The organism is Mycobacterium sp. E2497, assembly GCF_001668695.1.
GTDB lineage: Bacteria > Actinomycetota > Actinomycetes > Mycobacteriales > Mycobacteriaceae > Mycobacterium.
This window is the reverse complement of sequence record NZ_LZKD01000249.1, coordinates 1-21039: the sequence shown is the minus strand read 5'-3', so window position 1 is coordinate 21039 and position 21039 is coordinate 1. Positions and strand designations below refer to the sequence as shown.

The window sequence follows — 21039 nt, the reverse complement described above, 5'->3', positions numbered from 1 at the left end:
TTGACTCGTTGCGTTCGCTAAGTAAATGGGAGCAGGATGACACGCACTGACCAAGACAGCTGGGACCTGGCCTCCAGCGTCGGTGCCACGGCCACGATGGTCGCCGCGGCGCGCGCGCTGGCCAGCGAGGGCACCGACCCGATCATCGACGACCCGTTCGCGGCGCCGCTGGTGCGGGCCGTGGGACTGGAATTCTTCCGCCGGCTGGTGGACGGCGAGATGACCCCCGCCGATGCGCAGGACGGCGAGCGCGACCTGCAGCTGGAAACGGATTCGATCGCCGTGCGCACCCGCTTCTTCGATGACTTCTTCCTCAACGCCGCCCGCGACGGCATCCGCCAGTCGGTGATCCTGGCCGCCGGCCTGGACGCCCGCGCGTACCGGCTGGGCTGGCCGCCCGGCAGCGTGGTCTACGAGGTCGACCAACCCAAGGTCGTCGAGTTCAAGACCGCCGCGATGGCGCAGCTGGGCGCCACGCCCACCGCCGGCCGGCGCACCGTCAGCGTCGACCTCCGCGACGATTGGCCGGAAGCGTTGCGGCGCAGCGGATTCGACCCGACGCAGCCGACATCGTGGAGCGCCGAGGGCCTGCTGATGTACCTGCCGCCCGAAGCCCAGGACCGGCTCTTCGACAACATCACCGAGCTCAGTGCGCCCGGCAGCGTGTTGGCCACCGAATTCCACGGCGACTCCGGGCGGACGATGACAGAACGCGCCCAGCAGTTCAACGAGCGCTGGGCCAACCTGGGCTGCGACATCGACCTGTCCGGGCTGTTTTTCGACGGCGAGCGCAGCAATGTCGTGGACTACCTGACCGGCCGGGGCTGGCGGGTCACCACCCGCGAGCGGCGGGAGTACTTCGCCGACTACGGCCTGGTCTTCCCCGACGACGAGACCTCGCAGCTGCGCAACATCGTCGCGGTCACCGCGACGCTGGGCTGAACGCCGGAGCCGACCCTGGCTTTGCCGTAGCTCAGGCGGGCCGGGCGGACGGCGCCCGCACCACCATCGGCACCGCGGGGAAGCACCACGCCATCTCGGTGCGCGACTTGCGCAGCGCGGCGGTGCCGTACCCCTTCTTGCGGTGCTCGGGGTGGATCCAGATGCGCACGTTGACCTCGCCGCCCAGCAGCTCGCCGAACACCATCCCCACCTTCTCGCCCGAGTCGACGGCCACGAACCAGGCGGCCTCCTCGTCGTCGAGGCGGGAGAGCGCGGCGCCGATCTCGTCGTCGAGGTTGCCGGCCGGTCCGCCGGAGCCGTCACCGGCGGCGCCCATGTCCTCGGTGCGGGCGGCGAAGATGTCGCGGTCCTTCTCGGCGGAGAAGGGCCGCAGCTCGAGGGTCTCCCCCGAGCTGGCCGGACGCTCGCCGAGGGTGAAGCTGAGTTGTTTGTTCAGGTCCTCGAGTTCGGCCAGGATCTTGCGGCGCGAGTCGATGGTGAGCTGATCGAACGACATGCCCATCACCGCTTCGGCGGCGACATGCGAGGTGTCGAGCAGGCGGACGATCGCCTCGACCGCGGCCGCCTTGTTCTCGGATTCCACCACGACGTCGGCGATTTCATGGCGCCGCTCAAGGGCTTTCAACAGGGCGTCGGCGATTTCGCGGCGGGCGGCTTTGCGGTCGTGGTCGGTCATTGCACCAGCCTAGAACGCGGGGGGAGGTAGCGCGCTACATCGGCGGTTTCCCAGCTCCAGGAATCGCTGGTAGCGATCCTCGATCGCGGTCGCCCAACCGGGGTCGGGTTCGACGACGCGTTCGGTGCGGGCCCACCGGGCGGCGTCGGCGATCGCGGTCTCCAGGCCGACCGCCATGCGCGCGAGGAAGGCCGCACCCAGCGCCGCGCCCTCGGGCACCGCCGACAGCTCGACCGGCCGCCCGGTCGCGTCGGCGATGGCCTGCATCCACGGCGCGACCCGGGTGCCGCCGCCGGTGGCGACGATACGCGCCACCGGCGCGCCGCTCAGTTCGATCAGCTGGCGCACCACGAAGCCCGACGCCTCGTAGGCGGCGCGCCGCAACGCCGCCGCGTCGTGGGTGAGATCCAGGGCGTCCAGCATGGCCCGGCGATCCGGGTCGTGGAACGGGGTGCGCTCCCCGCGGATGTAGGGCGACCACACCGGCACCCGCCCGGGCTGCGCGGCGGCGGGGTCGCCGGGCGCAACCACGCGGTCAACCCAGCCGAGGAACAGCCCGCCGGCATTGCTGGCGCCGCCGATCTGGCTCTTGCCCGCGGCCGTATGCGGGATGGTCCACAGGCCCGGCACCTGCCGGGCCTGTCCGATCGTGGTCCACACGATCAGGGTGGTGCCGCACAGCACCAGCACGTCGCCTTCGCGGTCGGCCCCGGCCACGATCTGCTCGCAGAGCGCGTCGATCGCGCCGATCGCCAGCGCGGCGCCGCTGCCGCGCACCTGCCCCACGGCGGCCCCCATGCTCTCGACCCGCGGCATCTGCTCGGGCCGCGCGCCGCGCTCGGCGCACGCCTCCGGGCTCCAGCGCGTCCCGTCGAACAGCGGGTAGGCGGTCGCGGCGGTGGCGAAGTCGATCACCGACTCGCCGGCCAGCGCGTGGTTGGCCACCGCCGGCGCCGGCCAGTAGCCGGCCGCACCCGGCGCCCTCGCCGCGGTCCAGCGCAGGAACTCGGCCGCCTCGCCCAGGGCCGGCAGCGGCTGCGCGTCCTGATCCGGCGTCCGGCCGCGTTCGTCGCCGTACAGCAGTCCGGGCGTCACCGGCACGCCCGCGGCATCGACGGCCGTCAGCGACGGCACCATCGCCGACACGGCCACCGCGCGGACGTCCGGTCCGCCCAGCCGTTCCAGCGCCGCCAACGGTCCACGCCGCCACGCCTCGTCGGCGTCGTGCTCGAGCCGGTTCGGCGCCGGCACCCGCAGCTGGTGCGGGATCCGCGCACGCGCCGTCACCCGGCCGTCGGCGTCCGCGGCGACCGCCTTGACCGCGGTGCTGCCGACGTCGACGCCGATTGTGACGTCTTTGCGTGACACGGGCGTCACCGTACGCCAGCATTGGGGTTCGTGACGTCAAGACCGCGCGCGCTGGTGACCGCGCCCCTGCGGGGGCCGGGGTTCACCAAGCTCCGGGAGCTGGCGGACGTGGTCTATGACCCCTGGATCGAGCAGACCCCGCTGCGGATCTACGGCGCCGAGCAACTGGCCGAACGCATCGCCGCGGAACGCGCCGATGTCGTTGTGGTGGAAAGTGACTCGGTGGCCGGGCCGGTGTTCGAGCTGGGCCTGCGGGTGATCGCCTCGACCCGCGGGGACCCCAACAACGTCGACATCGCCGGGGCCACCGCGGCCGGTGTGCCGGTGCTGAACACCCCGGGCCGCAACGCCGACGCGGTCGCCGAGATGACGGTGGCCCTGCTGCTCGCCGCGACCCGGGGGCTGCTGCCCGCGGACGCGGATGTCCGCAGCGGCAACATCTTTCGCGACGGCACCATTCCCTATCAGCGGTTCCGCGGCTGGGAGATCGCCGGGCGCACCGCCGGGTTGGTGGGCCTGGGCGCCGTCGGCCGCGCCACCCGGTGGCGGCTGACCGGGCTGGGCATGCGCGTCATCGCCCACGACCCGTACAACAACGACGCGCGGCACGGCCTCGACGAGCTGCTGGGTGAGGCGGACGTCGTCTCCCTGCACGCGCCCGTCACCGACGACACCGTCGGCATGATCAGTGCGCCGCAGTTCGCCGCCATGCGCGACGGCGCGGTCTTCCTCAACACTGCCCGCGCTCAGCTGCACGACACCGACGCGCTCGTCGAGGCCCTGCGCGGCGGCAATGTGGCGGCCGCCGGACTGGACCACTTCGTCGGCGAATGGCTGCCCACCGACCACCCGCTCGCCGGCATGCCCAACGTCGTGCTGACGCCCCACATCGGCGGCGCCACGTGGAACACTGAGGCACGGCAGGCGCAGATGGTGGCCGACGACCTCGAAGCGTTGCTGGCCGGCGACCCGCCCGCGCACATCGTCAACCCGGAGGTGCTTGCCTCATGAAATCGGTCCCCCACCCCGAGACCGCGGTGCTGGACGCGGCCAAGGACATGCTGCGCCGGGGCCTGGTCGAGGGCACCGCCGGCAACATCTCCGCTCGGCACCCCGACGGCAACATCGTCATCACGCCGTCGTCGGTCGACTACCGCGACATGCAGCTCGACGACCTCGTTCTGGTCGACCCGGACGGCGCCGTGTTGCACGCGGCCGACGGCCGCTCGCCGTCGTCGGAGATGCAGCTGCACCTGGCCTGCTACCGCGCGTTCGACGACGTCGGCAGCGTCATCCACAGCCATCCGGTGTGGGCGACGATGTTCGCGGTTGCGCACCAACCGATTCCGGCCTGCATCGACGAGTTCGCCGTCTACTGCGGCGGCGACGTGCGCTGCACCGAGTACGCCGCGTCCGGCACGCCCGACGTCGGCGCCAACGCGGTCAAGGCGCTCGACGGCCGGGGCGCCGCGTTGATCGCCAACCACGGCGTGGTGGCCGTGGGTCCGCGGCCGGACAAGGTGCTGCACATCACCGCCCTGGTGGAGCGCACCGCCCAGATCGTCTGGGGCGCAAGGGCCCTCGGCGGCGCGGTGCCCATCCCCGAGGACGTGAACCGCAACTTCGCCGGGGTCTACGGCTACCTGCGCGCGAACGCCTGATGCGCCCCGTCCGGTTCGGTGACGCGCGGGTGACGCGGGTGCTCGAGCTCCAATTCGACCTGGGGACACGATTTTTCCCGCACACCCCGGCGTCGGGTTGGCGGGACAACGCGGACCTGCTGGTGCCGGACTTCTTCGATCCCTCGACCGATCAGTGGCACATCGCGATCCAGAGCTGGGTGATCGAGGTCGACGGGCTGACCGTCGTCGTGGACACCGGAGTCGGCAACGACCGCCCGCGCCCGCACATGCCGCCCTTGGACCACCTGAACACCGACTTCCTCGCCGCGCTGCGGTCGGCGGGCGTCGACCGCGCCGCCGTGGATGTGGTGGTGAACACCCACATCCACTCCGACCACGTCGGGTGGAACACCATGCTCGACAACGACACCTGGGTGCCGACGTTTCCCAACGCCCGATACCTGTTGCCCGCAAAGGACTTTCATTTCTTCGCGCCCGACGGGCCCGCGGCGCGGCGGACGCCGCGCACCGACGAGGAAGCGGCCCAGCAGCAAGGCGACCGGCTCGTGTTCGCCGACAGCGTGGCGCCCATCGAGGAAGCGGGTCAGCTCGTCGGATGGTCGGATGACTACCAGATCAGCCGGTCGCTGCGGCTGCGGCCCGCACCGGGGCACACCCCGGGCTCCTCGGTGCTGTGGCTGGATGCGGGTGAGCCCGCGGTCTTCGTGGGCGACCTCACCCATAGCCCGCTGCAACTCCGTCGACCCGCCGACGCCTGCGCCTTCGACGTCGACGCGCCGGCCGCCGCCGCCACCCGCCGCCGGGTCTTCACCGAGGCGGTCCGGGCGAAAGCGGCCGTGCTCCCCGCGCACTACCCCGGCTGCGGCGGCGCGACGATCCGCGCCGATGAGGACCGCTTCGACGTCGACCACTGGCTGGGCTTCGAATCCCTCTGACGGCTATGGCGTTTCGGGTTGATTGACTCGAAGTCTGCGGAACAGTCTCATCCGGTGGACGTTGACCCGATAGAACAGGCCCGGAAACCGGCGGTACAGGTGCCAGATGACCTGAACCACAACGGGAAACACGATCAGCGGTCGATTCCGCTCCGCGCCACGCAGGATCGCGCGGGCCGCGGCCTCAGCGCTCATCTGGGGCATCAGATAGTGGGTGCGCCGACTCAACGTCGCCACCTGCTCGCGCGGCATGTTGACCACGACCATGTTGTCGTAGATCTTCGTCTTCATGTCGCCCGGACATGCTGCACTCACCTTCACGCCGAGGTCGACTCCCTCAGCCCGCAGGGAGAGCGAAAGGCCGACGATCCCATGCTTACTGGTGCAGTATGCGGCGTTGCCCGGCTGGGGAACCAGCCCGCTCAGCGAGGAAACGTTGATGATGTGCCCATGGCCCTGGCGCGCCATTGCCCGGTAGGCGTGCACCGTCCCGTACACCACACCCAGCAGGTCGACATCGAGCACACGACGCCATTGCTGCATCGACAGGTCTCGCGAATCCCCGCCGATCGCGATGCCGGCGTTGTTGATCATGTAGTCGATGCGCCCGTATTCGGAGACGGTGTTCTCGATCAGCTCCGCCATCGCGATCGGGTCGGCCACGTCGACGGGCACGGCCACAGCCGATGTGCCGGCCTGCGCCAGGCGCTGGGCCACCTGACGTGCTGCGTCGCCGTCGATGTCGGCGACCACGACCGTCGCGCCTCGGCGCCCGAGTTCCTCGCATAAAGCTTCGCCCAGACCCATTCCGCCGCCGGTGACGATCGCCACGGCGTCCTCGAAGTTCGTGAACCGTTGCATGGCCGGGGCCCCTCCGATGCATTACTACACTCGCTATAATATTACTCTTGATATAAGTTTTTGGAAGGAGTCGCGACGGCAAACGAGATGAGCCTGCGGGAACGCAAGCGACGGCAGACTAGGCAGGAGCTGATCGGCGCGGCGATGCGACTGTTCGAGGAGAAGGGTTACGAGCAGACCACGGTCGCCGAAATCGCTTCGGCCGCAGGTGTGTCCACAAAGACGTTCTTCAATTACTTCGCGAGCAAGGATGAGGTCCTCTTCCCCCACCTCGCCCGCCGGATCGACACCGCGGTGGCGCTCATCGATCAGCGCGGATCCGATGATCGATTGGCCGATGTCCTCCTGGCAGCGATGCAACACATGTTGGCCGATGCCCTCACCGAGGAAGTCGAGGGCGGCCTGGCCGCGGTGCGGTTGCCGATGATCCTGTCAGTACCCGCCGTCCAAGCGGCCACCCTGCACCGATACTTCCTGGCCGAGACCCGATTGGCCGGGGCGCTACATGCCGCCTATTCCGACGTGCTCGACCCGGCGGCCGCTGCCGCCGTCGTCGGCTCGGTCATGGGGGCCGCGATCGCCGCGGCACTCGTCTGCCTGCAAGGCGGCGGCACGACTGAACAACTGCGCGCCGCGGTTGAACACGCCATCGATATCACGATGCGCGGCGTGGGCAATCTCCCCACTACGTAGCGTCTCGCCACCGGCGGGGCGAGACGCCGTGCGCCCGGCTGAACAGCCGGCTGAAATAGCCGGGATCGGACATTCCGACCCGCCGGGCGACCTCCCGGATGGGCAGGTCGGTTTCGGCGAGCAACCCGCGGGCCGCGGCCATGCGACGGTCGGTGATCCACTCGCCGACGGTGCGCCCGGTGCGGCGCCGCACGACGGTGGTCAGGTGTCCGGGTGTCACGCCGAGTTCGCCCGCGACGTCGCGCAGCGACAACGGCTCGGCGTGACGCCGGTCGATCGAATCGAATACCTCGGCCAGCAGCGGCTCGCCCGCGCGGCGCAGCTCGGCCACCGCCGGGCCCGCCAGCCGCGCGAGGTCGATCAACAGCAGCGTCAGATGCGCCAGCGCGGCCTGCCGATAGCCGTCCTGCCGCGCGAGCAGCTCGGCTTCGATCGACCGGATCGCGGCGTCCCATGCCGGTCGCCGCGCGGCCGGCACCTGCAGCCGCAGGATGCCGCCGGTGTGCCCGTGCAGGAACGGGAACAGCAGCGGGTGTCCTCGCCACGCCGGCCAGGGCGATCGCCCGTCCTCGCCCAGGGCGGCGGGGTCGAAGAACACCGCGACACCGTCGTCGAGGTCTTCCAGGCGGCCGGGGTCGAGCACCTCACCCGCGGCCGCCACGTAGACGAGCGAGGGCGACGGGAGGTACCAGAGCGCCGGGAAGTCGTGGATGTGGCGACCGCGGTCGACGAAATCCTCGGGGCCGGACCGCACCACCGCGACCGGGGGCGTGTCCGGATCGGTCCGGTATGCATAGACCGGCACCCCGGCGCGCTGACGAACCATCCGAGCCGGTCGCGTCATATCGCCAAAAATAGTCCTACTTTGACCGAGGATCGACCAATTCTTGACCTTGCCAGCGGTTCACCATGGATTATGTGACGAAACATCATCCACATGACTATCTACCCGCCGCCGGCTATGACGCGCTGCTGCCGACCTACGACCTGATATCGCGCCTGCTCGGCATGAGAAGGGTCCACGACGCGCTCCTCGCGCAGGCCGAACTCGACGACTGCCGCCATGTCCTGGAAATCGGCTGCGGCACAGGCAATCTCATCATTCGGGCGAAACGTTCCCATCCCCACCTGGAGGTGATCGGATGCGATCCCGACCCGCGCGCGCTGGACCGGGCGAAACGAAAGGCGGCCGGGATCCGCTTCGAGCAGGGCTACGCCGAACGGCTCCCCTACGCCGACGGCGAATTCGACCGGGTGCTGTCGTCGATGATGCTGCACCACATCGCTGACGACGCGAAAAACGCTGCGGCGGCCGAGGTTTTCCGGGTCCTTCGCCCCGGCGGCCGGCTGCACCTGGTCGACATCGGCGGCGACATGACCGACGACCACGGCCTGCTGGCGCGGCGAATCAGGCGCAACCACCACGCGGCAGCCAACCTCGGCGACGCGATCCCGCGACTGCTGCGTGGGGCGGGGTTCGAGTGCACCGAGGTCGCATCGACGCGGCACCGCATCCTCGGACAATTGAATTACTATCGCGCCACCCGCCCCGCCTAGGCCGCCGGTTACGGTTGGTGCCATGGCCCCCTACCGCGTGGTTCAGTGGTCCACCGGCAACATCGGGAAGCGAGCGCTCGGCATCCTGCTCGACCGCGACGACTTCGAGGTGGTGGGCGTGCACGCGCATGAGGCGGGGAAAGTGGGGCGCGACGCGGGGGTGCTCGCGGACCGGCCCCCGACCGGCGTCACCGCGACGGGCGACGTCGACGCGCTGCTCGACTTGGCCCCGGACTGCGTGAACTACATGCCGCGCGCCATCGACTACGAACTGGTGGAAAGGATGCTGCGCCGCGGCATCAACGTGGTCACCACCGGGGATTTCCTGACCGGCACCCACCACCCGGTTGAACTTCCGGCCCTCGAGGAGGCGGCCCGACGGGGCAACGCGACCTTCCTGGGGACGGGATTCGAGCCCGGCTTCATCAACGTCGTCGCCGGGTTCCTCACCGGCGCGTGCCGACGGGTGCACAGCGTCAAACTCGTCGAAACGTTGGACTGCACAACCTATCCCATACAGGACGTCTGGAAGGTGCTCGGATTCGGCAAGCCACCGCGCGAGCGGGTGACGCACCTCGACCCGGCGACGCAACGATACGGCCTCGGCTACTTCGAGACGCTGGACATGATCGCCACCATGCTGGGCACCGAGCTCGACTCCAAGGAGGCATTGGTCGAGCCCGCGGTGCTGACCCGGGATCTGGATCTGGGCTGGGTGAAATACGCCGCCGGCACCGCCGGGGGCCAGCGCCGCACCTATCGCGGCTACCGCGGGGGCCGTCCGGTGGTCGAGCTCGCCATCTGCTGGACCATGAGCGACGACGCGCTGGACCCGCGATGGACCGACCCCAAGGGTTTCAGCGTGGTGATCGAAGGCGAGCCGCGCGTGGACGCGACGATCCGGTTCGGCAAACCCGGCGAGGACGTGATGACCGTGTTGATGGACAGCACCGCCGTCGCGGCGGTCAACGCCATACCGTTCCTGTGCGACGCGCAACCGGGCGTCATCACGCCGATCGATCTGCCCGTCACCGGATCCCGGGGCGCCCTGCTCTAACGCCGGTCGCAGTCACCGCGCCGTCAGCCCGGTTGCCGCCGACCGGCGGAAGCGTACAGTGGTGGCAGCTTGTTATATCGGCTAAATATTAGCCTAACTACTTCTGAACGGGGCGAGCATGACTTCCACCAGGTACGAGGGCGACACCTGGGACCTGGCATCCAGCGTCGGGGTGACCGCGACGATGGTCGCCGCCGCCCGCGCCGTCGCGACCCGCGCCGAGCGTCCGCTGATCAACGACCCGTTCGCCGAGCCGCTGGTGCGGGCCGTCGGCGTGGACCTGCTCACCCGGCTGGCGACCGGCGAAGTGAGCCCGGACGAGCTCAACGACGCGCACGACGGCGCGACGGGGTCCGCCGGCGCGATGTCCCGGATGGCCGACAACATGGCGGTGCGCACGAGGTTCTTCGACGAATTCTTCCTGAACGCGACGCGCGCGGGAATCACGCAGGCGGTGATTCTGGCCTCGGGGCTGGACGCTCGCGCCTACCGGCTGGCGTGGCCCGCCGGGACGGTCGTCTACGAGGTCGACCAGCCGCAGGTCATCGACTTCAAGTCGCGCACCCTGGCCGAACTGGGCGCCACGCCGACCGCCGAGCGGCGCGTGGTGGCCATCGACCTGCGTGACGACTGGCCCGCCGCGCTGCGGGCCGCCGGCTTCGACCCGGCCCAGCCCGCCGCCTGGAGCGCCGAGGGCCTGCTCGGCTATCTGCCGCCGGAAGCGCAGGACCGACTGCTGGACACCATCACCGAACTCAGCGCACCGGGCAGCCGGTTGGCCGTCGAGAGCGCGCCCAGCCCCGAGCCCGGCGACGAGCACAAGATGAAGGACCGCATGCAGCAGATCTCCGAACGCTGGCGTGCGCACGGCTTCGACCTCGACATGGCGGGGCTGGTCTACTTCGGGGAACGCAACGAGGCGGCCCCCTACCTGCGCGACCGGGGCTGGGCGCTGAACGGCGTCAGCATCCGGGAGTTGTTGTCGGCCAACGGGCTTCCGCCGCTCAAGGACGACGACATGCGCATGGGTGAAGTGCTTTACGTCAGCGGCACGTTGGACGAAGAAATAGGAGCCATTGCATGACTGTGGAATCGGGACGCACAGAAGGCGACAGTTGGGGCCCCGGGCACAGCGTGGGAGCGACGGCCACTATGGTGGCGGCCTCCCGCGCGGTGGCGTCGCAGGGCCCCGATGCGCTGCTCGACGACCCGCTGGCCGAGCCGCTGGTCCGCGCCGTCGGCCTGGAGCCCTTCATCCGCATCGTGGACGGGCAGGTCGATTTCGAGGACGACCCGCTGTTCAACCGCAAGGCCCGGGCCGAGCAGATCACGGTTCGCACCCGCTTTTTCGATGACTTCTTCACCGGCGCCACCAAAGACGGTGTGCGACAGGCGGTGATCCTGGCCTCCGGCCTGGACACTCGCGCCTACCGCCTGCCGTGGCCGGCGGGCACCGTCGTCTACGAGATCGACCAGCCGCAGGTCATCGCGTTCAAGACCGACACGCTGGCCGGGCTCGGCGCCGCCCCGACCGCCGAGCGCCGCGCGATCGCCATCGATCTGCGCGACGACTGGCCGGCCGCGTTGCGCGAAGGCGGGTTCGACGTGACGCAGCCGACCGCGTGGAGCGCGGAAGGGCTGCTCCCCTACCTCCCGCCCGAGGCCCAGGACCGGCTGTTCGACAACATCACCGCGCTCAGCGCCCCGGGCAGCCGGCTGGCCACCGAGCACGTGCCCGACCCCAACGCGTTCTCCGACGAGCGGTTGCAGCGCATCAGCGAACGGTGGCAGCGCTTCGGCTTCAACCTCAACGCGGCCGACCTGTTCTACCGCGGGGAACGCAACGTCGTCGCCGACTACTTGACCGGCCAGGGCTGGCGGGTGACCGCACATCCGGCCCGGGAGTTGTACGCCCAGAACGGGTTTGAATTCCCCGAGGACGAGATGTCGGCCACCTTCGGCGAGTTGAGTTACGTCGCCGCGACACTGGCGTAGCGGATTGACTAGGGTTTCGCCTATGTCACGCGCTCACGACGACGAGTGGGACCTGGCGTCCAGTGTGGGCGCGACGGCGACCATGGTGGCCGCCGGGCGCGCCATGGCGACGAGGGATCCCCGCGGCCTGATCCACGACCCGTTCGCCGAACCGCTGGTGCGCGCGGTGGGGGTGGACTTCTTCACCAAGATGATGGACGGCGAGCTCGACCTGGACGCGATCGAGAACGCTTCGCTGGTCCGCGTGCAGGCCATGGTCGACGGAATGGCTGTGCGCACCAAGTACTTCGACGACTACTTCGTCAAGGCGACGGCGCACGGAATCCGGCAGGTGGTGATCCTGGCCTCCGGGCTGGACTCGCGCGCGTACCGGTTGCCGTGGCCGGACGGCACGGTGGTCTACGAGATCGACCAGCCCCGCGTGATCGAGTTCAAGACCGCCACGTTGGCCGGCATCGGTGCCGAGCCGACGGCGACGCGGCGCACCGTGCCGATCGATCTGCGCGCCGACTGGCCGGCCGCGCTGAAGGCGGCCGGATTCGATGCGACTGCGCCGACCGCGTGGCTGGCCGAGGGTCTGCTGATCTATCTGCCGCCGGAGGCCCAGGACCGGTTGTTCGACAACATCAGCGCGCTCAGCGTCCCCGGCAGCACGATCGCCACCGAATTCGTGCCCGGCATTGTGGATTTCGATGCCGACAAGGTGCGGGAGATGTCGGGTTCCTTCCGCGAGCACGGCGTGGACATCGACATGGCGTCGCTGGTCTACGCCGGCGAACGCAACCACGTCGTGGACTATCTGCGGTCCAAGCACTGGGACGTCGAAGGCACGACCCGCACCGAGCTGTTTGCGCGCCAGGGCATCGAGGCGCCCGCCCCGGAAAACGACGACCCGCTCGGCGAGATCATCTTCATCAGCGGCGGGCTCACCGCCTAGGTCCTCAGAACCGCGACTGCCCCGGCCACAACACCGTGGCGCCGCCCAGCGACTGTTCGACGTTGTCCAGGATGCCGCCGACCGTGTGTCCGAGCAGGGCGGCCAGTGCGTCCGGCAACGACGCGGCGGCCGGTTGCGACGAGGCCCGGGGTCGCACCATGTCCAGCAGCGAGGAGCCCGGATAGCTGACGACGCGCACTTCGCCGTCCACGTCAAGGCCGGCCAGCACCTTCGCCCGGCGCACCGCGGTGCGGAAGCCGCCGAGCTCGTCGACCAGCCCGTGCTTGAGGGCGTCGGCGCCGGTCCAGATTCGTCCCTGCGCAACGCGATCGACGGCTTCGGCGGTCAGGTTTCGCGCTTCGGCGACGCGCCGCACGAAGTCCGCGTAGAACAGGTCCGCCTCGGCTTCCCGGTGGGCCTGCTGCTCCGGTGTGAAGGGCGCGTCGATCGACCACGCGTCGGCGTTGGCGTTGGTGCGCACGGTATCCGACCCCACCCCCAACCGCTCCAACAGATCTCGGATCACCAGCTTGCCGGTGATCACCCCGATCGACCCGGTGACGGTCGCCGGGTTGGCGATGATCACGTCGGCCCCCATCGAGACGTAGTAACCGCCGGAAGCGGCGACCGCACCCATGGAGGCCACCACCGGCTTGCCACGCTTCCGCGCCCTGGTCACCTCGCGCCAGATGCTTTCCGACGCGGTGATCGTGCCGCCGGGACTGTTGACACGCAGCACGATCGCGGACACCGACTCGTCGGCGGCCGCCTCCCGCAGCGCCGCCCCCATCGTGTCGCCGCCGGCGGTGGTGGCGCCGAACGGCAGGAACCCGGGACCACCGCGCCCGTCGACGATCATGCCGTCGAGGGTGATGACGGCCAGGGTCGGCTTGGGCCGCCGGCCGGGAACCGGCGGTTTGGGCGGGGTCAGCCGCGGGCGGGCCGCACCGGCGTAGCGCGTCAGGTACAGCCGCGGCGGGTCGGTGTCATCCGAAACATCTTTCACGCCAACCATTTCCGCGATGCGCGCGTATGCCTCGTCGCGGAATCCGATCCGGTCGAGCAGGCCGGCGGCCACGGCGTCGTCGCGCAGCAGCGGGGCGCGGTCGGCCAGCGCGTCGAGCGTCGCGGGGTCGAGCTTGCGCGAATCGGCGATCGCCCGCCAGACCTCCTCCTGCAGGCTTTCCAGCATCCGGGTGACGGCCTCGCGGTGGGCCGCGGTGAAGCCGTGTTCGGTGAAACGGTTTGCCCACGACTTGTATTGGCCGCGCGCGACGAACTGGGGTTCGATGCCCGCCTTGTCGAACGCGTCGCGCAGGAAGGTGGCGTTGCTGGCGAAGCCGATCAGCCCGACGCTTCCCGAGGGCTGCATCCAGACCTCGCCGAACGCCGAGGCCAGGTAGTAGGACAGCGTGCCCGGGTAGGTTTCGGCCCAGGCCAGCGACGGCTTGGTGGCGCTGAAAGCCGTGATGGCCTCCCGCAGTTCCTGCACCGCCGCCGGCGGCGACGCCGCAAGCTGCACCCGGGCGATCAGCCCGGCGACCCGCGGGTCCTCGGCCGCGCGGTGGATGGCGGCGACCGCGTCGCGCAGCGCCATCGGCCGCCCGCCGGTGAAGATCGCCAGCGGGTCGAACCCCGTGGCCTCCGGCGGCGCCGAACGCAGGTCGAGCTCGAGCACGCAGCCGTTGGGGACGCCGTGGTGGCGGGCGGTGTCGACTCGCTCGGCCAGCGCGCGTACGTCGTCGACCCCGGGAATCGAGGGCAGGAAGGCGAACATGTTTGCAGCGTACCGACAGCGCCGCCGTACGGTGGTGGGGTGAGGTTCGCCATCGCCATCCCCCAATTCGACTACGACCGGTTCGACGCCGAGGGGCTGCGCCGCTATCTCGCCCGCGCCGAGGAACTCGGCTTCGAGGCCGGCTGGGTGCTCGAACAGATCATCGGTGAGGCGCCGCTGCTGGCGCCGCTGGAGCTCTTGGCCTACTGCGCGGCCTGCACCGAGCGCCTCCGCCTGGGGGTGGCCGTCCTGGTGACGTCACTGCACGACCCGCTGCAGCTGGCCTCGTCCGTCACCGCAGTCGACCGACTCAGCCACGGCCGGCTGGACGTCGGCGTCGGCACCGGCGGCGGCTTCCGCAGGTTCGCCGCGTTCGGCGTCGAAAAGTCCACGTACATCTCGTATTTCACCGAGGGCCTGGAGCTGATGAAGGCCGCCTGGTCCGACGAACCACGGATCACCTTCCATGGGCACTTCCGCGACGTCGACGACGTGCCGATCCAGCCCAAACCGCTGCAGCGGCCCCATCCGCCCATCTGGTTCGGCGGCCTGGCCCCCAAGGCCCTGGCCCGGGCGGTGCGCCACGGCGATTCGTTCCTGGGCGCCGGCTCGTCGACCACCGAGGCGTTCGCCGGGGCCGTCACCGTGGTGCGCCGCGAACTCGACGAACAGCGAAAGGACCCGGCGCACTTCACCATCGGCAAGCGCGTCTACCTGATGGTCGACGACGACGCGGCCCGCGCCCGCGAGCGGGTGCTCGCCGGGCTGCGCCGCATCTACAGCACGATGCCGGGCGTCGAAGACGTTCCCGTGTCCGGCACACCCGACGACGTCGCACGCGGACTGCAGGCGGTGATCGACGCGGGCGCGCAGTACCTCTTGCTCAATCCCGTGGGCGTCGACGTACCCGAGAACCTCGAGCAGATGGAACGCCTTGCCGCGGAGGTCATTCCGCAGCTGGGCTGATCAGAGCTCGGTGGCCGAGCCGCCCGCCGCAGTGATCTTCTCGCGGGCGCTGCCGCTGAACTTGTGCGCGGTCAGGTCGACCTTGACGGTCAGCTTGCCGTCGCCGAGAACCTTGACCAACGCGTTCTTGCGGACAGCGCCTTTAGCCACCAGGTCGTCGACGCCGATGGAGCCGCCCTGCGGGAACAGCCGGTTGATGTCGCCGACGTTGACGATCTCGTACTCGGTGCGGAACCGGTTGCGGAAGCCCTTGAGCTTGGGCAGCCGCATGTGAATCGGCATCTGCCCACCCTCGAAGGTGGCCGGCACGTTCTTGCGGGCCTTGGTGCCCTTGGTGCCGCGGCCGGCCGTCTTGCCCTTCGAGCCCTCACCGCGACCGACCCGGGTCCGGGCTGTCTTCGAGCCGGGGGCCGGCTTCAGGTCGTGCAGCTTGATGGTCACTGTGCCTTCCCTTCGGGCGCCGACTCCACCACGACCAGGTGGTTGACCACCGCGATCAGGCCGCGGGTCTGTGGGTTGTCCTCACGGATCACCGAGTGGCGGATCCGTCGCAGGCCCAGGGTGCGCAGGGATTCCCGCTGCTTCCAGCGGGCCCCGATGGTGCTGCGCACCTGGGTGATCTTCAGTTGGCTCATTGCGGTGCCGTTCCCTCTCGCGCGGCACTGGCGGCCAGCGCTTCACTTTCCCGCCGCGCCCTCAGCATTCCGGCGGGGGCGACATCCTCGATGGGCAGCCCGCGCCGGGCGGCCACCTCCTCGGGACGCTGCAGCAGCTTGAGCGCGGTGACGGTGGCGTGCACCACGTTGATCGCGTTGTCGCTGCCCAATGACTTGGCCAGGATGTCGCGCACCCCGGCGCATTCCAGCACGGCACGCGCCGCACCCCCGGCGATCACACCGGTACCGGGGCTCGCCGGGCGCAGCAGCACCACGCCGGCGGCCGCTTCACCCTGGACGGGGTGCGTGATGGTGCCGCCAATCAGCGGCACGCGGAAGAAGCCCTTGCGCGCCTCCTCGACGCCCTTGGCGATGGCGGCCGGAACTTCCTTGGCCTTGCCGTAGCCGACGCCGACCATGCCGTTGCCGTCACCCACGATGACCAACGCGGTGAAACTGAAGCGCCGACCGCCCTTGACCACCTTGGAGACGCGGTTGATGGCGACCACCCGCTCCAGGTAGTTGCTCTTGTCGCCGTCGCGCTCGCGGCCACGGCCGCCGCGGTCGCCGTCGCGCCGACCGCGGCTGTCGCGGTCACCGCGCGAGTCACGGCTGTCTGGGGCGCCTTGCCCGCCGGCCGACTGTTCCGCCATTATGCGGTCCTTCCAGTCTTGTTCGAGGTCTCGATCATCTAGAAACTCAATCCGTTCTCGCGTGCCGCATCGGCCAGCGCCGCGATCCGTCCGGCGTAGGTGTACCCGCCGCGGTCGAACACCGCGGTGTCGATACCGGCGGCCTTGGCGCGCTCGGCGATCAACTGGCCCACCCGCACGCTGCGGGCCTTCTTGTCCCCTTGCAGGCCGCGCACGTCGTCCTCGATGGACGACGCTGCGGCCACCGTGGTGCCGTTCTCGTCGTTGACCAGCTGCACGTGGATGTGGCGCGAGGATCGGTTGACGACGAGGCGCGGACGCTCCGGCGTGCCCTCGATCTTCTTGCGCAGCCGCGCGTGCCGACGCAGACGGGAGATCCGGCGGGTCGCGGATACGCTCTGCCCCACCGGCTTTCGCGCGGCGTTGTCAGGTTGTTTTTGCGCCATGACTACTTACCTGTCTTTCCGACCTTGCGGCGGATCTGCTCGCCCTCGTAGCGCACGCCCTTGCCCTTGTACGGGTCGGGGCGGCGCAAGCGGCGGATGTTCGCCGAGATCTGGCCGACCTTTTGCTTGTCGATCCCGGTGATCGAGAACTTCGTCGGTGACTGGACCGCGAACGTGATGCCGTCCGGCGCCTCGATCACCACTGGATGGCTGTACCCCAGCGCGAACTCGAGGTTGGCGCCCTTGAGCTGCACGCGGTAGCCCACCCCGAAGATCTCCATCTTGGTGGTGTAACCCTCGGTCACTCCGGTGACCAGGTTGGAGACCAGGGTGCGCGACAGCCCGTGCAGCGAGCGGTTGCGCCGCTCGTCGTTCGGACGGCTGACCACGATCGCGCCGTCGTCGTTGCGCGCCACCGTGATCGGTTCGGCCACCGTCAGATTGAGGCTGCCCTTGGGCCCCTTCACCGAGACGTTCTGGCCCTCGATCGTTACGTCGACTCCGGAGGGAACCGGAACCGGCTGCTTACCAATACGCGACATTTCTATTCCCTCACCACACGTATGCGAGGACTTCGCCGCCCACGCCCTGTCTGGCTGCCTGGCGGTCGGTCAACAGGCCCGAGGAGGTCGAGATGATCGCCACACCCAGGCCGCCGAGCACGCGCGGCAGGTTGGTGGATTTCGCATAGACCCGCAGACCGGGCTTGGACACTCGCCGCAGACCGGCGATGCTGCGCTCCCGGCTCGGTCCGTACTTGAGCTGGACGATCAGCGCCTTGCCGACCCGGGCGTCTTCCGTTCGGTAGTCGGTGATGTAGCCCTCGGCCTTGAGGATCTCGGCGATGTTCGCCTTGATCTTCGAGTGTGGCAACGTCACCTCGTCGTGATACGCCGAATTGGCGTTGCGCAGACGTGTCAAGAAGTCTGCGATCGGGTCCGTCATAGTCATGACAGGCGTGTCACCTTCCTCGCGGCGGTTCCCGTCCCGGGCCTACCGCGCAACTGTTTGGGGCTCGTTACCAACTGCTCTTTTGCACGCCGGGCAGCTCGCCCGCGTGCGCCATCTCGCGCAGGCAGATCCTGCACAGCCCGAACTTGCGGAAGACCGCGCGCGGGCGGCCGCACTTGTTGCAGCGCGTGTAGCCGCGCACCGCGAACTTCGGCTTGCGTGCGGCCTTGTTGACCAGTGCCTTCTTCGCCATGCTCAGTTCTCCTTGAAGGGAAAGCCGAGGGCCCGCAACAGCGCTCGTCCTTCGTCGTCGGTCGTCGCCGAGGTGACGACGTTGATGTCCATGCCGCGGACCCGGTCGATCTTGTCCACGTCGATCTCGTGGAACACCGACTGCTCGGCCAGCCCGAAGGTGTAGTTGCCGACACCGTCGAACTGCTTGGGCGACAGGCCGCGGAAGTCGCGGATACGGGGCAGCGCGATGGAGGTGAGGCGGTCCAGGAACTCCCACATCCGGTCGCCGCGCAGGGTGACCCGCGCACCGATCGGCATGCCCTCGCGCAGCTTGAACTGGGCGATGGACTTGCGCGCCCGGCGGATCTCCGGCCGTTGACCGGTGATCAGCGCCAGGTCGTTGACCGCGCCGTTGATCAGCTTCGCGTCCCGAGCCGCGTCGCCGACGCCCATGTTGACGACGACCTTCGTCACCGTCGGGATCTGCATGACGTTGGCGTAACCGAACTGCTGCTGCAACGAATCACGAATCTCGTTGCGGTAGCGCTCTTTCAGACGCGGCTGCACTTTTTCTGCTGTGGTCATGGCCTCAGATGTCCTTGCCGTTGCGCTTGGAGATGCGGACGCGCTTGCCGGTCTCCTCGTCGACCCGGTAGCCGACGCGGGTGGGCTTACCGTCGGAGTCGACGACCATCACGTTGGAGGCGTCGATCGGCGCCTCCTGGGTGACGATTCCGCCGGACTGAGCTCCGCGCTGGTTGCTCGAAACCGCGGTGTGCTTCTTGATCGAGTTGACGCCCTGGACCAGGACCCGGTTGCGCTCCGGGTAAACCTTGAGCACCTTGCCCTTGGCGCCCTTGTCTTTGCCGGCGATGACCAGGACGGTGTCGTCCTTCTTGATCTTCATCTACAACACCTCCGGGGCCAGCGAAATGATCTTCATGAACCGCTTCTCACGCAGCTCGCGGCCGACGGGGCCGAAGATGCGGGTTCCGCGCGGGTCGTTGTCGGGCTTGATGATCACCGCGGCGTTCTCGTCGAACTTGATGTAGCTGCCGTCCGGGCGGCGGCGCTCCTTGACCGTGCGCACGACGACGGCCTTGACGACATCCCCCCGCTTGACGTTGCCGCCGGGGATGGCGTCCTTGACGGTGGCGACGATGACGTCGCCGATACCGGCGTAGCGTCGCGACGAACCGCCGAGCACGCGGATGCACAAGATCTCCTTGGCGCCGGTGTTGTCGGCCACCTTCAGCCGCGATTCCTGCTGAATCACTCGATCTCCTGACCTGGTTGCGTGTGCACGGCAGGAGGCAAGCCACAGCCCACCGAATAACCTGACATGCGCGGTCTTTGTCACCGAAGGGCACGCGGGGCCGATTCGCACCGGCCGAGGTCTGCCCAAGGCAACCCCTAGAGTCTAGGGGACGAGCAGCTCAGAGCCAAATTCGCGGCCCAGGCGGGTGCGAGGCCGGTGCAAGGTCGGTTCAGGGGGCGGTTTGCCCGATCCTTCGGATATCGCCGAGGTGGTGCACGCCCTCGTGCATGGCCTGCCGCACGAGCCAGCGGGCGGTGCGCTCCTCCCCCGGCAACCGGGTAGCCGTGCGGTCCCAGCCGGGATCTTTGGTGCGCGCGACTTCGTCGCGGAAGCCCGCCGCGGCGGCCGCCAGCTCGTCGAGCGTGGCATCGATGTCGCAGTCGTTGTACCGGAAGCGGCGGGCCCGCAGATCGTTGAACATCGGCTCGCACGCGGGCTGGTGCTCGGTGCGGACGCGGTACAGCCGGATGGTGAAGCTGACGTAGACGTCGCGCACGTGGCAGAGGTACTCGGCGACGGACCACACTTCCGGGCTGGGCCGTACCCGCCGCGCCTCGGGCGGGATCGCGGAGACGGCAACCCGGACGGCGTCCGGCAGGCCGGCGATCACGCCGACCGCGTCGTCGAGCCGAATACTCGAATAGCTCAGCTCACAGGCCGCGCAGACGTGGTCTTCGGCGGCCAACGGGGGCAGCGACGCGGGCATGGGGCAATGTTCCACCTGGAACGGTGGGGGATTTTCGTCGGTGGCGGTTTCTAAGCCTTTCCCGCGCCCACGAGCCAGGCGTTGACGTCGTAATAAGCGGGGCCGTCGGTTGCGGTGATTCTTCTGCACGAGACGAAGCTCGATGCGGCGGGTGCGAGGTCGTACACGTATTGATCGTTGAACTGCTCGCCACCTTTTGTGCGTTGAACCGCGACGGTCGCGCGGATCGGAAAATCCTTCGAGGCGTTGACCACGTGCCAGGAATAAAAGCCGCCGCAGGCGTTGTCCGGCCAGCTTTCTACCGAAGCCAGGTGGTTTGGGTCAACGGTGTCGGCCCACGCAAATCCGGGCGGGCCGACGATCGGAACGCAAACGGCGAGTAACGCAACACCTTTAGCGACGAATCTCACGATCATGTTCTCCACGTTTGAACACACGCATCGTATCGCCATAGCACCCGCAGCGTTGATGAAATTCGGCGCTTTCATTGGCCCGCCGGCCACGATTTAGAACGGGGGTGGGTCGTCGTCGGTGGGGGCGTCGCGGGGCCGGTAATGCGCGGTGTCGCTTGGTTGCCGAAGGTGGGTGCGGTCTTCAAAGCGGGCGAGATCGACTTCCGGATGTTTCAGACGTTGGTGTTTCGGACC

Annotated in this window: 28 protein-coding genes; 11 read left to right on the top strand and 17 right to left on the bottom strand. The window is 69.1% G+C overall.

Annotation, left to right across the window (positions count from 1 at the left end; genetic code table 11):
• The first annotated feature begins 36 nt into the window (after window positions 1-36).
• Complete coding sequence (locus tag A5713_RS23820) at window positions 37-942, top strand: class I SAM-dependent methyltransferase (protein ID WP_068098616.1); 906 nt, start codon at window positions 37-39, stop codon at window positions 940-942.
• 31 nt (window positions 943-973) lie between these two features.
• On the opposite strand, the gene A5713_RS23815 is transcribed toward A5713_RS23820, so the two are convergent.
• Together A5713_RS23815 and A5713_RS23810 are read right to left on the bottom strand one after the other, a co-directional pair.
• Window positions 974-1639: a GNAT family N-acetyltransferase gene (locus A5713_RS23815; protein ID WP_068098614.1), complete on the bottom strand. Its 666-nt coding sequence runs from the start codon at window positions 1637-1639 to the stop codon at window positions 974-976.
• A 9-nt stretch (window positions 1640-1648) separates the two neighbouring features.
• Entirely contained in the window at window positions 1649-3007 is a 1359-nt protein-coding gene (locus A5713_RS23810; protein ID WP_068098612.1) for an FGGY-family carbohydrate kinase, read from the bottom strand.
• A 30-nt stretch (window positions 3008-3037) separates the two neighbouring features.
• Here A5713_RS23810 and A5713_RS23805 point away from each other — a divergent pair, with 30 nt between their 5' ends.
• Genes A5713_RS23805 through A5713_RS23795 form a run of 3 tightly spaced genes read left to right on the top strand, consistent with a single transcriptional unit; the run spans window position 3038 to window position 5585 of the window.
• The gene (locus tag A5713_RS23805; protein WP_068098610.1) at window positions 3038-4018 is read left to right on the top strand and encodes an NAD(P)-dependent oxidoreductase; all 981 of its coding nucleotides are present in this window, start codon (window positions 3038-3040) and stop codon (window positions 4016-4018) included.
• The gene (locus tag A5713_RS23800; protein ID WP_068098608.1) at window positions 4015-4668 is read left to right on the top strand and encodes an L-fuculose-phosphate aldolase; all 654 of its coding nucleotides are present in this window, start codon (window positions 4015-4017) and stop codon (window positions 4666-4668) included. Before A5713_RS23805 ends, A5713_RS23800 begins: the two co-directional genes overlap by 4 nt.
• Complete coding sequence (locus tag A5713_RS23795; protein ID WP_068098606.1) at window positions 4668-5585, top strand: MBL fold metallo-hydrolase; 918 nt, start codon at window positions 4668-4670, stop codon at window positions 5583-5585. The genes A5713_RS23800 and A5713_RS23795 overlap by 1 nt, the downstream gene beginning before the upstream one ends.
• Window positions 5586-5588: 3 nt before the next feature.
• Here A5713_RS23795 and A5713_RS23790 read toward each other — a convergent pair whose 3' ends face one another.
• On the bottom strand, window positions 5589-6446 hold the full coding sequence (locus tag A5713_RS23790; RefSeq protein WP_068098604.1) for an SDR family oxidoreductase: 858 nt from the start codon (window positions 6444-6446) through the stop codon (window positions 5589-5591).
• Window positions 6447-6533: 87 nt separating this feature from the next.
• On the opposite strand from A5713_RS23790, the gene A5713_RS23785 reads away from it, so the two are divergent.
• Window positions 6534-7139: a TetR/AcrR family transcriptional regulator gene (locus tag A5713_RS23785; RefSeq protein ID WP_068098602.1), complete on the top strand. Its 606-nt coding sequence runs from the start codon at window positions 6534-6536 to the stop codon at window positions 7137-7139.
• On the opposite strand, the gene A5713_RS23780 is transcribed toward A5713_RS23785, so the two are convergent.
• Complete coding sequence (locus A5713_RS23780; protein WP_068098600.1) at window positions 7132-7983, bottom strand: AraC family transcriptional regulator; 852 nt, start codon at window positions 7981-7983, stop codon at window positions 7132-7134. The two genes, A5713_RS23785 and A5713_RS23780, sit on opposite strands and share 8 nt — an antisense overlap.
• A 74-nt stretch (window positions 7984-8057) precedes the next feature.
• On the opposite strand from A5713_RS23780, the gene A5713_RS23775 reads away from it, so the two are divergent.
• From A5713_RS23775 to A5713_RS23755, 5 genes are all read left to right on the top strand, one after another.
• Window positions 8058-8696, top strand: a complete 639-nt coding sequence (locus tag A5713_RS23775) for a class I SAM-dependent methyltransferase (protein ID WP_369804518.1) — start codon at window positions 8058-8060, stop codon at window positions 8694-8696.
• 22 nt (window positions 8697-8718) lie between these two features.
• Window positions 8719-9753 (top strand): dihydrodipicolinate reductase, encoded by a 1035-nt coding sequence (locus tag A5713_RS23770; protein WP_068098596.1) that lies wholly within the window; start codon window positions 8719-8721, stop codon window positions 9751-9753.
• Window positions 9754-9871: 118 nt separating this feature from the next.
• Window positions 9872-10837, top strand: a complete 966-nt coding sequence (locus tag A5713_RS23765) for a class I SAM-dependent methyltransferase (protein WP_068098594.1) — start codon at window positions 9872-9874, stop codon at window positions 10835-10837.
• A complete protein-coding gene (locus tag A5713_RS23760; RefSeq protein ID WP_068051438.1) occupies window positions 10834-11748 on the top strand; it encodes a class I SAM-dependent methyltransferase in 915 nt (304 codons plus the stop codon). The genes A5713_RS23765 and A5713_RS23760 overlap by 4 nt, the downstream gene beginning before the upstream one ends.
• A gap of 22 nt (window positions 11749-11770) precedes the next feature.
• A complete protein-coding gene (locus A5713_RS23755) occupies window positions 11771-12685 on the top strand; it encodes a class I SAM-dependent methyltransferase (RefSeq protein ID WP_068098591.1) in 915 nt (304 codons plus the stop codon).
• 4 nt (window positions 12686-12689) lie between these two features.
• Here A5713_RS23755 and sppA read toward each other — a convergent pair whose 3' ends face one another.
• On the bottom strand, window positions 12690-14462 hold the full coding sequence (gene sppA / locus A5713_RS23750; RefSeq protein ID WP_068098590.1) for a signal peptide peptidase SppA: 1773 nt from the start codon (window positions 14460-14462) through the stop codon (window positions 12690-12692).
• Between the two features lie 39 nt (window positions 14463-14501).
• Here sppA and A5713_RS23745 point away from each other — a divergent pair, with 39 nt between their 5' ends.
• Window positions 14502-15428, top strand: a complete 927-nt coding sequence (locus tag A5713_RS23745; RefSeq protein WP_068098588.1) for an LLM class flavin-dependent oxidoreductase — start codon at window positions 14502-14504, stop codon at window positions 15426-15428.
• On the opposite strand, the gene rplO is transcribed toward A5713_RS23745, so the two are convergent.
• The 12 genes from rplO to A5713_RS23685 form a co-directional block, all read right to left on the bottom strand.
• Window positions 15429-15869 (bottom strand): 50S ribosomal protein L15, encoded by a 441-nt coding sequence (rplO, locus tag A5713_RS23740; protein ID WP_068098586.1) that lies wholly within the window; start codon window positions 15867-15869, stop codon window positions 15429-15431.
• Window positions 15866-16063 carry a 50S ribosomal protein L30 gene (gene rpmD, locus A5713_RS23735; protein ID WP_067924208.1) on the bottom strand — a complete coding sequence of 66 codons (198 nt, stop codon included), beginning with the start codon at window positions 16061-16063 and terminating at the stop codon, window positions 15866-15868. Before rpmD ends, rplO begins: the two co-directional genes overlap by 4 nt.
• Window positions 16060-16737: a 30S ribosomal protein S5 gene (gene rpsE, locus A5713_RS23730; protein ID WP_067924209.1), complete on the bottom strand. Its 678-nt coding sequence runs from the start codon at window positions 16735-16737 to the stop codon at window positions 16060-16062. The genes rpmD and rpsE overlap by 4 nt, the downstream gene beginning before the upstream one ends.
• A 38-nt stretch (window positions 16738-16775) precedes the next feature.
• Window positions 16776-17144: a 50S ribosomal protein L18 gene (rplR, locus tag A5713_RS23725; protein WP_082973128.1), complete on the bottom strand. Its 369-nt coding sequence runs from the start codon at window positions 17142-17144 to the stop codon at window positions 16776-16778.
• Window positions 17145-17185: 41 nt separating this feature from the next.
• Window positions 17186-17725 (bottom strand): 50S ribosomal protein L6, encoded by a 540-nt coding sequence (rplF, locus tag A5713_RS23720; RefSeq protein WP_067924211.1) that lies wholly within the window; start codon window positions 17723-17725, stop codon window positions 17186-17188.
• Window positions 17726-17735: 10 nt separating this feature from the next.
• Window positions 17736-18134: a 30S ribosomal protein S8 gene (gene rpsH, locus A5713_RS23715; protein WP_067924212.1), complete on the bottom strand. Its 399-nt coding sequence runs from the start codon at window positions 18132-18134 to the stop codon at window positions 17736-17738.
• Between the two features lie 67 nt (window positions 18135-18201).
• Entirely contained in the window at window positions 18202-18387 is a 186-nt protein-coding gene (locus tag A5713_RS23710) for a type Z 30S ribosomal protein S14 (RefSeq protein ID WP_003873499.1), read from the bottom strand.
• A gap of 2 nt (window positions 18388-18389) precedes the next feature.
• The gene (gene rplE, locus A5713_RS23705) at window positions 18390-18953 is read right to left on the bottom strand and encodes a 50S ribosomal protein L5 (RefSeq protein ID WP_067924213.1); all 564 of its coding nucleotides are present in this window, start codon (window positions 18951-18953) and stop codon (window positions 18390-18392) included.
• 4 nt (window positions 18954-18957) lie between these two features.
• On the bottom strand, window positions 18958-19275 hold the full coding sequence (gene rplX / locus A5713_RS23700) for a 50S ribosomal protein L24 (protein WP_066945894.1): 318 nt from the start codon (window positions 19273-19275) through the stop codon (window positions 18958-18960).
• Window positions 19276-19644: a 50S ribosomal protein L14 gene (rplN, locus tag A5713_RS23695; protein ID WP_003403649.1), complete on the bottom strand. Its 369-nt coding sequence runs from the start codon at window positions 19642-19644 to the stop codon at window positions 19276-19278.
• Between the two features lie 211 nt (window positions 19645-19855).
• Entirely contained in the window at window positions 19856-20392 is a 537-nt protein-coding gene (locus A5713_RS23690) for a DinB family protein (protein WP_067924215.1), read from the bottom strand.
• Between the two features lie 50 nt (window positions 20393-20442).
• Window positions 20443-20817: a hypothetical protein gene (locus tag A5713_RS23685; protein ID WP_067924216.1), complete on the bottom strand. Its 375-nt coding sequence runs from the start codon at window positions 20815-20817 to the stop codon at window positions 20443-20445.
• Window positions 20818-21039: the final 222 nt, after the last annotated feature.